Below are 10,796 nucleotides of genomic sequence, written 5' to 3' on the forward strand. Positions count from 1 at the left end.
AATTCTATGATGTAGTTGCCTTCCTATTATAGCCTATTCCAAAGGCGCGGAAAAGCTAACCGGGAGCCAGATGACAAATGTCGTTCCTTCTCCTTGGCGCGTAACCACTTCCACAGACCCGTGATGTTCATCAATAATCCACTTGGCAATAGATAGCCCCAACCCAATTCCCTCTGTCACCCCGCGTGACTCATCTGCCCGGTAAAAGCGGTCAAAAATAAAGGGAACCTCACTCTTGTCCATTCCAATGCCCGTATCACTGATCCGTAGGCCCACCTGTCCTTGATAAACAATGGCATCAAATCGGACTGTGCCCTCAGGTGTGTATTTGAATGCATTATCAATGAAAATGAATAGCATTTGCTGCAAATAATCCTTGCTGCCATCCATATAAATACCATTCAGCAACGAAAAATCTCCCACATTCCATTCGGCCGTTCGCTCTAAAAACTGAGCACGACGGGCAACCTCACTTACAAGTGGTTCCAGCGCAACGGGAGTCTTATCGAACGTTTTCCCTGTGTCCGCTCTCGCGAGTGACAACATATCACTCACTAAACGGCTCATCCGTTTGCCTTCATCCGCCATGTCATTTAATGCCTCCATAGAAAGCTCGCGAATCATCTCTTCATCCATATTCGGTCGCTCTCCTGGTTCGGTAGTCCACATTTTGAGCAAAAAATCAACGTTGCCACGGATCGTCGTTAGCGGCGTACGAAGCTCATGGGAAGCATCAGCCACAAAACGGCGCTGTGCACCGTACGCATCTTCCAGCTCCTTGTAAAACACCTCTGTGCGCCCCAGCATGTTGTTAACCGTCCCGATTAATTGGCCAATTTCATCATGTGGTCCGTCATATTCAATCCGAACACTCAAATCATTACTGGATTGAATCTGATTAGCCCCCTCAATGACCTTGACCAGCGGCTTCATAGACTTGCGAGCCAGAAAGAGACCTGAAGTCGCAGCAGCGAGTAATGCAAACAACGAGCCGTATACAAGCACATTTTGTAACCTGTTCATGAGTCGGTCCTGAGAGCCCGTGAATTGTCCTACCTGTAGCAGCCCGACCACCAAGCCCAGCTCCTCGGATTTGATCGGCTGTTGAATAATCATAAAGGAATCCCCATTGACGTTCACACGTCGAATTCCCTCATTTTGAACTGCTCCTGCCGCTGTAGATGGAACAGGGAAGGTGATATTGAGGTCTTTCATATTTTGGGTCGTTTTCGTTACACCAGACGTATAATTGTAAATTTGTACATAGAGCTGTGAGTCATCTATTCCACGTCCCTGCTCTAATCCCAAATCCAGGTTGGGGACTTCAAACAATCCCCCTTTTATAATAAGGCGTAATTGCTTGTTAATCTGTGGCGCCTGAGTCATAAGCTGACTTTTCACTTCATTATATGTGTAGTAATATACTAGTCCGTAAGTAACCAGACCAAAAATGACTAGTACTATAGCCAAGATGCTCGAATACCAGGCCGTCAGCCGCCACCGAATAGACATATTACATATCACCTCTTAAAATATAGCCAGCTCCACGAATTGTACGAATGAGTCGTTTACCGCCATCCTGCTCCGTTTTTTGTCGTAGCATGGCAATATATACTTCCAGCACATTCGATTCTCCACTATAGTCATAGCCCCAAATTTTGTCCATAATCAGATCACGCGACAGAACACGCTTCGGGTTTTGCATGAACAAATGGAGCAGTTCAAATTCTTTGGCCGTCAGTTCCAAACGTTTGCCGCCACGAACCACTTCGCGGGATTCGTTATCCAGTTGTAAATCCTCGAAGGTAAGCCGATTTCCGTTATTGTCCTGTTGTTCGGTTTTACGCCGCAAAAGCGCTCGCACTCGCGCCAGCAGCTCCTCTAGAGCGAACGGCTTAACGAGATAATCATCGGCCCCTAGATCCAAGCCCTTAACCCGATTCTCAACCTCATCCTTGGCTGTAAGCATCAGGACAGGTACTGTACTTCCACCCTCCCGCATACGACGACATACCTCAAAACCATCGACCTGCGGCATCATTACATCTAGCACGACCACATCAGGCTCAGCTGTCAACATTTTATTTAATCCTTCTGCTCCATTGGCGGCTGTCAGCACTTCATAGCCTTCAAATGCCAGCCCTCTGCGCAGCATGGAAACAATTTTTTCATCGTCATCAATGATTAGAATAGTAGAACGCATACACGATCGAACTCCTTTATCTCTTCTTTTCCTTCTATTGTAGCAGGAGTAGACGCGTGTAGCATCTGGCTGCTTCATACAGCAAGAAACGGAAGGGATCTTCCTTCCGTTTCTTACGTGCACTTGTTCATTTTTGTAGAATTTTCATCTTATTGCTGAAGCGTCGAGCTAAAGTCATTTTTGTTGCCAATTTTCAGCTGAACATCTTTTTTCTGCCCAGCTCGTTCGATGTTAAGTGTCAGCGCTGTACCCACTTTTTGTTTTTGAATGAACTGGATCAGCTCTTGTGATGTGCTATAAGGCGTGCCATTCGCTCCGATAATCACATCGTAAGGACGCAGATCGGCCTGATAAGCTGGTGATTTGTATATAATATCCCGTACAACCGAGCCTTCGGTCAGGGAAGTACCCAGTTCTTTGGCTACTTCAGGACTCAAATTTAACAGACTTGCACCAATGAAAGGTACAGGTTCTTTCGGAATAGGCTGGTTATTTTTCAGCTTATCGACCACTTCCAAAATCGTATTGGACGGAATCGCAAATCCGATTCCCTGTGCGTCTGCACTAACAGCTACGTTCATACCGATAACCTGCCCTTGCAGATTTAACAGCGGTCCACCAGAGTTACCAGGGTTAATGGACGCATCCGTCTGAATGAGATGCTTGTATTGCGTCGGTTTTCCAGTCGATTCACTATTAATAGTGATCGTACGTTCTTTCGCACTTAGCACCCCGGCTGTTACCGAATGTTCAAAGCCTTCAGGGTTGCCGATTGCGACCATCCATTCGCCGACTTTAGCGTTATCGGAGTCACCCAAAGTTACTGTCGGAAAGTTGTTTTTGCCTTCAATTTTAAGTACCGCCAAATCAAGATCAGCATTTTTGCCCAAGACTTTGGCTTCGTAAGGCTTATTAGTTCCCTCTACTGTAACCTGAACCACACTCGCGCCTTCAACAACATGGTTGTTGGTTAGAACGTAACCCGATTTATCAAAAATAAAGCCGGAACCAATACCAAGCGGAGTCAGCTGCCCGCTGTTGCTACCTTCATTTTCATTACTGTTACCGCTGCTGCCACTGTCACCATACTGATTACCGAAAAAGTATTGATACAGCGGGTCATTGTAATAAGGGCTGCTTTGTCTGCCACTGCTACCACTGGTTTGTTTGGCAAGCGTTTCGATTTTGACGACTGCCGGTCCAGCCTTGGCCACAACAGATTGAACATCAGCGGTACCTGAAGGCATCACAGCCGGAACTGCGCTTGGAGTCGAGCTGGTGGTTCCTGAATTAGTCGTTTCTCCGCTTTCAGCTGCCGCCGAAGTCAACGCCGTCTCGGGTGTGAACATATTTGTTCGGTCAGCTGTATACATCAATACCGTAATGACCAGCATCCCGGCCAAAAAAGATAAGAATATTGTTTTTACCTGCGACTTGGGCTTATTCGGTTTGAATTGCCAGTTGCCGCCATTCCGACCCGAACCATCCTGCTGCTCAGGCATAGCCCGATGGTAAGAGGGAGGAAGAGGTCTCACTGCCTGCGGTGCCGTAATCTCAACATCCTTTTCCAACGACTGCCCTTCCTTACGTTGTCCGTCCGATTGAACTGAAGAAAAAGGGCCGTAAGAATAATAATATGAGGAACCGTTCGAATCGTTTTGGCGAGTTGCGTTATCGGTATCAACCTGATCGTTGTCGTTCCGGCGTCCGGAGTTATTATTTTTAAATTCGTCCATTGTATATCTCCTCCCAAACCCTATGCTTCAAGGTGGTGTTGTTTAACTGACTTTATTTTGCACTTTAAACCTTAATTCCACCTTAAAAAAAATTAAAAAGGAGATAAAACCTTAGACCTATTGTACCTAATCACTTTTACTTAAAACGAAATGCCCCGGATATAATCCGGAGCATTATCGATTGTATATGCTTTTTTATTTCGTGTTAAAGTTTTCGTCGAACTTTTCGTTCGGTGTTTGAGCATTATTTTGAATTTTGTTACGACTGGAGTTTTGAACTTTTTGCGCTACTGCACCTGTACCGCCTTGATCTGTTGCAAATTCTTCATCATACTTCTCATTTGGTGTCTGGAAGTTGTCTTGAATTTTATTTTGTTCAGACTGCTTTACCTTTTGTGAAACGACACCTACCGTATTGTCTTGTGCAAATTCCGCTTTGAACTGATTTCCTGTGCTTGCCTTGAAGCCTTTGTTCGTGAAAGAACTTCCGCCTTGATTTGGCATAATTCTCAACCTCCCAGTATGTTTTGCGGGATAAGCTCATCCCGCAACATAGTATGTGATGTTGGAAAAAACAATATTCAAGGATTATATGGAAGCATCCAGTGTCGCACTCGGAATGGTTTTATGCGTTTCTATCGCCTTTTGGAGCGATTTTACCATCTTTTCCGTACATTTTCCGTTCCCTTTTTTTATAATTTGAACATCCACATCTTTCTTGCCCCATTCAGAATACACCTGCCGGGTTGTTTTAAAATACAAATCAATTTTATTGCCCTTAATCGCAGAACCTGTATCTGCTACAATCCCGTATCCATAACCTGGAATGTACAATATGCTTCCCAAAGGAAACGTTTTGGGATCAGCCGCAATCGTAGACAGTGTGTTCTTGTCACGACGCACTTTTACACCGGAATACGTAATACCGTAGCCGGGATGACTTGGCCGTTTGCCAGTCGATTCATAGCCTGCTGTATATCCTGTAGCCGTGACCGTCATGGTCGTAATAACCTGCTCTTCGCGTGGAGCCAAAACAGGTGTGGACTGCCATTTTTTATGCTGGACCGGTTCTTTGTGACCGTAAACTTCATTGCCGGGCAATACCAGACAGGTTGCAATTAACACGGTTCCCAAAATCCGTTTCCATACCAACATGGATCTCATAAAAAACCTCCCCTTGAGGCAAAGGCTTTCCAGAAATCCATTGCTTTATACGAAAAGATTATTATTTTTGAACATCCTGACCTGGATAAAGTCTGCTCAGCTTCACTTTATCTTCAAAAATATGCAGGAGTGTCCGCACTATGGGGGTGTGCTCATCGTCTGTGTGCAATATAATGGAAGCAGGAGAAATCGAAATAAGGGTGCTTACGATTCGATCTTCGACCTCCATTTCTAGTTCAATGCCTGGCATCTCGACAATGATGTCATCTGCATCAGGAGTCGGTATGGGCACCATGGCACTATCCAGAATCGTAAAATTATGTCCGCCTTGGTGAAGTACGTGTACGAGCGGAACTTTGCTTTCCTGAAAAAAAACAAAATATTTAAGCAGCCCCATAAATTCTTCGTATTGCCGATCTGCCCAGAATTCTTCCATGGCATAGTCGACGATTTCTTCAAGCTCTTTTTTATACGCATGGAGCCTAAATTGAATCAGTCCTTCCAAATTGATCACACGAAGCTCCTTGAAATCCGTCTCCAGGAGAGTGGTCAGCTTACCATGACGCTTCAAACGGCCTCTCGGACCATCATCGCTTAACAGTGAACGAATCATACTGCGAATTTGCTCTGTATCCTCTTTCTCCAGCAGCGAACAGGCTTTGGTGAGAATGAGATTGAGCATCCCCCACTCCTTGACTTCGATAATATAATCCGCTATTGCCGAAGACATGATGCTGTATACACAGGGGAGAAAGCTTTCAAACGCCGAATTGCTTTCTGTGCCCTTGCAGGTCCATGCCACTTTGTTGTCCAGCTGTCTGAAAGTGAATCGAAATCCGCGCCGTGACATATGTAGTCCCTTTGTTCTACTTTTGACCACTTCATAAAACCGGTTGGTTTCCTGATCTCCGTCTGTATTGGTCCACACTGTAAACAGTTCCATTGGCTCACTCCTTTCGATCACTGCTTTCAGTATATGGCGGCCTCTAAAGGGTTATACGAAGTGAACGACTGGAAACAGAAAGACATATCCAAAAGAGGATGATCAAGTTTCAAAAAGCTGGTTTGGCGTGTTATAAACAATTACTGTGATATAGGAAATAACGAAAGACGTTTGAATATTTAGGGTGGGGTATGTTAAGGTTATAGTAATATGAATTTTTCACAAGAGGGAGGAGATAAGATGTTAACGATGCTGAACATGCTGCGTACATTCATGATCGTCATATTGAGCCTCGTTCAGATTTTGTCCCTTCCTGTGACGTTTCATGCGGAAGACACCACTCAATCCCTTCAGTTTACTGTGGGATCTTCTGTTGTGCCTCATGCTGATGTTTCCTCGTTAGAAACAGATTCTCACGGTCTGGAGCACCATTCCAAACCAGCTATACGCAAATCCTCCCCTTTACTTCATCTGGTGATCGCTGCGGCCAAATCACTTCCCTTTGTCATTTTGATAGCGCTTGTGCTGCTATTGAGCATCCCTAAACTACGTCTGCCTTTTATTCCTGTCATTTGCAAACTAAAGAAGCAATTGTACTTGTTCCCCATCAAATTCACCTCTAGTTATGTGGCTTAACCTCCCTTTGCTTGCACATCACCACATTTGCATGTCTATTTGTTAATATTTTCCAATAATTGTAATACGTAAGTGTATGTACCAGGTTTTTTACGTTAATTCATAAAATTTAATACAAAAAGAAAGTTTCCATGTCACTCCCAAAGTATGTGATTTATTTCCCATACCATTCATTTAAATAACGTATCGTACAGGAGGCTTTACAAATGGATATTCGAGAGTCTATTTTGCCAGGAATCGGGATTAAGTATCGAATAGATGCAGAGAGTGGCGACCGAATTGTCATTATTATTCATGATGATGGCAGGCGCGAGTTGTATCACTTTGATTACGAGGATCTGGAACAAAGTATTTCTATGACAACCCTGAATGATCAGGAAGCGCGATTGGTAGCCTCCATCATCGGGGGTATGACATATAAGCCCAAACAGCTTGAAAGTGTAGAAATGACGTTTGATGATTTTATTATCGAATGGTATAGAGTGGAATCCCACTATGCAAGTGTCGGCAAAACCATCGGTGAGCTGGATGTAAGGCAAAATTCGGGAGCCACTGTTATTGCCATTGTGGAGAAAAAAGGAATGAAATATGTAAATCCTGGTCCTGAAGTGATTATTAACGATGATGCCACTGTAGTCGTTGTCGGGGAACGCGATCAGCAAAAACGCTTTAAACAAATCCTTATGAACGGAAGCGGGTGATTGGATGGATCATCTGGTATTTGAGGTTGGATTGGCAATTGCTCTCATCGCTGCAGCCGGACTTATTTCCTCCAAACTGCGCTTCTCGGTCATCCCTTTTTATATCCTGATCGGAATGGCAGTTGGGCCGCATGCGATGGAGCTATGGCATTTTGATTTTCGCTTTATCGAAAGCGCCCCATTTATTGATTTTATGGGAAGAATCGGAGTGCTGTTTCTTCTCTTCTACTTGGGTCTCGAGTTCTCAGTAGGTCGGTTAATTAAATCAGGTCGTTCCATTGCCGTGGGCGGCACCATTTATATTGGCATCAATTTTACACTGGGGCTGGCTCTTGGCTTCCTGAGCGGCTTTCCTGTAGCAGAGACACTGGTTATCGCCGGAATTACAACGATATCATCCAGTGCTATTGCTGCGAAGGTGCTGGTAGATCTCAAGCGGACTGCCAATGCAGAAACAGAGATAATTTTGGGCATTATTATGTTCGAGGATGTTTTCCTCGCCGTATACATCTCCATCCTCTCCGGATTGGTTCTTAGTGATTCATCCTCGCTCGGGGGTGTGCTGCTATCAGCGCTAATCGCGCTTGGCTTTATGCTAGCAGTCATTATTATCGGCCGTAAGGCCGTCCCTCTGTTAAATCGGATTCTCCGTATTCGCTCCAATGAGGTATTCGGACTTGTTGTTTTTGGCTCTCTGTTTCTGGTAGCTGGTTTTTCGGAAACGATTCATGTGGCGGAAGCTATTGGCGCCCTGTTGGTCGGTCTGGTACTGGCCGAAACGGAACATGCCAAACGAATCGAGCATTTAATTGTTCCTTTCCGCGATTTCTTTGGTGCCCTGTTTTTCTTCAGCTTTGGACTATCCATCGATCCACTGTCCCTGGGAGGAAACGCGATATGGCTTGCGCTGGCAGCAGTCGTCCTCACGTTGTTTGGTAACATTTGGGCAGGAATGCTGGCTGGGCGTACGGCCTCCTTATCTCCCAAAGCGTCAGCAAATATCGGTCTGACCATTGTGGCACGGGGTGAATTTTCGATTATCATGGCCAACTTGGGCAAGGAAGGCGGTTTGCTTGATATTGTTCAACCCTTTGCAGCTATCTATGTACTCATACTGGCGATTCTTGGACCACTTCTGACAAAGCAGTCAAAACCTATCTTTAATATGTTAAACAAAATATTTAAGTTCAAGGACCCCCGCCTACGAAAGGAAGAAAGTAACTCGGCATAACTGCAAAAGCTGGATACGACAATCCATAGGAGGGAAGGCTATGCGGCACGCTGTAAAACATGCCGAAACTCTATGAGGCGGCTTGTAAAGCCCGCTTCGGGAGATGCGAGCAGGTTCCCTGTCTTTTATACGGTGATTGGTGGAATTACAGCATCCGTCGGTCTGGAATTGTTTTTACATCCGCATGATATGATCGCTGGAGGCGTCACGGGGATCTCCAGACTCATGTCGCTTTATACACAAGAGCATTTTGGGTTACTGCTATTCGTTTTGAACTTGCCACTCATGTTGCTGTATTCTCTGTCTACTCACAAACCCATGCTGCTTCGAGCACTACCCGGCTTGTTCGCCTTTTCGGGCTCAGCCATTATTCTTTCGCCTTTTCCGGCAGTGAGTGGCCATCCGGTCGTATGCGCTTTGGGCGGCGGAATCTGTATCGGTCTTGGCGCAGGGCTGGCAGCTCGTCATGGTGGTCTGCTCGATTCACTAGGACTTAACGAATCTGACGATGGCCGTCCATCCACATTGTTGCTAACACACCGTAAGATTCCATTAATACAGATTGTTATGCTGTGTAATGGTCTGCTGCTCATTACCGCCGGCTTTGTGCTAGGCTGGGAGCCAGCTCTCTATTCAGCCTTATCCTGCCTCGCCGCCTATGAAACGACCCGGCTGATGTTTACCGGTCTGACGCGTATGGTTTGTGTTGTCAGCAAGAAACAGCAAACCGTCGAGGATGCCATATATCGCAGGCTGCGTATACACAGCACACCTGTTGGAGGCTCTGCACAGATAGAGGGTAAGATTAAAAGCGAATCTGAGGATAAAAAAGAACAAATGGTCATCGTTTACAACGTTCAACTGTTGGATTTGCAGCGTTTTAAGGCAGTCATCCAAATGGCTGACCCGCAGGCTGAGATCATGTATATGAAACGATGGAAAACATAGCAAAGTAACACATCAAAAAACGCTTATCTACACTAATCCTTATACATAGATTAGTGATGGATAAGCGTTTTGTAATTAACAATATATTAACGGATATTAATTTTGCATGATAAAATCATGTTCAATACTGCTGGCACTGTCAAAAGTACGAATAATATCATAACGGGTATTGCGCTGTGCCGGAATGTGACCCGTCTCGCGGATCAACTGTAAAATGGATTCGATGTTAACCTTATACGTTGCGCCTGCAGCGGAAACTACATTTTCTTCAATCATGGTGCTGCCGAAATCATCGCAACCGTAGTACAACGATTTTTTACCGATTTCCGGTCCCATAGTTACCCACGAAGACTGAATATGCTTGATGTTATCCAATACAAGACGACTGATCGCAACGGTCTTCAGATATTCCTCTGGCGTCTGGCGTTCCTTCTTCAGATTGGTATTGTCTGGCTGGAAGGTCCAAGGAATAAAAGCCAAAAATCCTTCAGAATTATATTTGTTTTCAATGCATTCGTCCTGAGCATCACGAACACGCAACAAATGCAGCGCACGCTCCTCCATCAACTCGCCGAAGCCGATAACCATCGTAGCAGTCGTGTTCATCCCAACCTTGTGGGCCGTTTGCATGACATCCATCCAATCACGCCAAGAGCCTTTGAGACGGCTAATTTTGCGGCGTGTGCGGTCATCCAAAATTTCTCCGCCTCCGCCCGGAAGCGAATCCAATCCAGCTTCATGAATGGCTCGAATCGTGTCTTCCATGGATAGACCGGATTTTTCCTTCATTTTGTGAATTTCAGCTGGCGAGAAGGAGTGCATCGTAATATCGGGAAAACGCTCCTTAATAGCTTTCAGCAAATCCGTATAATAACTGAACGGCAGATTGGGATTCACACCGCCTTGCATTAGAATTTCGGTGCCACCTACCTCCTGCGTTTCCTTGATCTTCTGAAAGATCACCTCATCCGGCAAAACATAACCTTCATCGGAACCCGGTCTACGGTAAAAAGCGCAGAAGCGACAGTATACGTCACATACGTTCGTATAGTTAATATTTCGTCCGATGACGAAGGTTTTAATGGGATCGGGGTGCATGCGATTCATGACTTTATTCGCCGCGTGACCTATTTTTTCTACCTCGTCTGATTCGAACAAAGCAACGGTATCCTCTAAATTCAGGCGTTCGCCGCGTAGGGCTTTATCTAAAATATGGTCGATTACACTCATGGTG

General features: G+C 45.2%; 11 protein-coding genes. 4 read left to right on the plus strand and 7 right to left on the minus strand.

All coding sequences use genetic code 11. From position 1 onward, the window contains the following. Positions 1-33 precede the first annotated feature (33 nt). The 6 genes from NLX78_RS20170 to NLX78_RS20195 form a co-directional block, all read right to left on the minus strand. Entirely contained in the window at positions 34-1,512 is a 1,479-nt protein-coding gene (locus NLX78_RS20170; protein ID WP_069291491.1) for a sensor histidine kinase, read from the minus strand. A 1-nt stretch (position 1,513) separates the two neighbouring features. Next, positions 1,514-2,203 (minus strand): response regulator transcription factor, encoded by a 690-nt coding sequence (locus NLX78_RS20175; RefSeq protein WP_069291490.1) that lies wholly within the window; start codon positions 2,201-2,203, stop codon positions 1,514-1,516. A gap of 149 nt (positions 2,204-2,352) precedes the next feature. Continuing rightward, positions 2,353-3,939 carry a S1C family serine protease gene (locus NLX78_RS20180; RefSeq protein ID WP_254351374.1) on the minus strand — a complete coding sequence of 529 codons (1,587 nt, stop codon included), beginning with the start codon at positions 3,937-3,939 and terminating at the stop codon, positions 2,353-2,355. A 195-nt stretch (positions 3,940-4,134) separates the two neighbouring features. After that, positions 4,135-4,443 (minus strand): hypothetical protein, encoded by a 309-nt coding sequence (locus NLX78_RS20185; protein ID WP_069291489.1) that lies wholly within the window; start codon positions 4,441-4,443, stop codon positions 4,135-4,137. A gap of 84 nt (positions 4,444-4,527) precedes the next feature. After that, positions 4,528-5,103 carry a 3D domain-containing protein gene (locus tag NLX78_RS20190; RefSeq protein ID WP_069291488.1) on the minus strand — a complete coding sequence of 192 codons (576 nt, stop codon included), beginning with the start codon at positions 5,101-5,103 and terminating at the stop codon, positions 4,528-4,530. Positions 5,104-5,164: 61 nt separating this feature from the next. Continuing rightward, entirely contained in the window at positions 5,165-6,046 is an 882-nt protein-coding gene (locus NLX78_RS20195; protein ID WP_254351375.1) for a putative sporulation protein YtxC, read from the minus strand. A 240-nt stretch (positions 6,047-6,286) separates the two neighbouring features. On the opposite strand from NLX78_RS20195, the gene NLX78_RS20200 reads away from it, so the two are divergent. The 4 genes from NLX78_RS20200 (at position 6,287) to NLX78_RS20215 (ending at position 9,562) form a co-directional block, all read left to right on the plus strand. Next, positions 6,287-6,682: a hypothetical protein gene (locus NLX78_RS20200; RefSeq protein ID WP_254351376.1), complete on the plus strand. Its 396-nt coding sequence runs from the start codon at positions 6,287-6,289 to the stop codon at positions 6,680-6,682. 206 nt (positions 6,683-6,888) lie between these two features. Next, positions 6,889-7,383: a cation:proton antiporter regulatory subunit gene (locus NLX78_RS20205; protein WP_254351377.1), complete on the plus strand. Its 495-nt coding sequence runs from the start codon at positions 6,889-6,891 to the stop codon at positions 7,381-7,383. A gap of 4 nt (positions 7,384-7,387) precedes the next feature. Then, the gene (locus NLX78_RS20210; protein WP_254351378.1) at positions 7,388-8,614 is read left to right on the plus strand and encodes a cation:proton antiporter; all 1,227 of its coding nucleotides are present in this window, start codon (positions 7,388-7,390) and stop codon (positions 8,612-8,614) included. Between the two features lie 72 nt (positions 8,615-8,686). Next, the gene (locus tag NLX78_RS20215; RefSeq protein ID WP_254351379.1) at positions 8,687-9,562 is read left to right on the plus strand and encodes a YitT family protein; all 876 of its coding nucleotides are present in this window, start codon (positions 8,687-8,689) and stop codon (positions 9,560-9,562) included. 96 nt (positions 9,563-9,658) lie between these two features. Here NLX78_RS20215 and mqnC read toward each other — a convergent pair whose 3' ends face one another. After that, on the minus strand, positions 9,659-10,792 hold the full coding sequence (gene mqnC, locus NLX78_RS20220) for a cyclic dehypoxanthinyl futalosine synthase (protein ID WP_061829148.1): 1,134 nt from the start codon (positions 10,790-10,792) through the stop codon (positions 9,659-9,661). Positions 10,793-10,796 lie beyond the last annotated feature (4 nt).

The sequence above is a fragment of the Paenibacillus sp. Lou8.1 genome, from assembly GCF_024213565.1.
Lineage (GTDB): Bacteria > Bacillota > Bacilli > Paenibacillales > Paenibacillaceae > Paenibacillus > Paenibacillus polymyxa_B.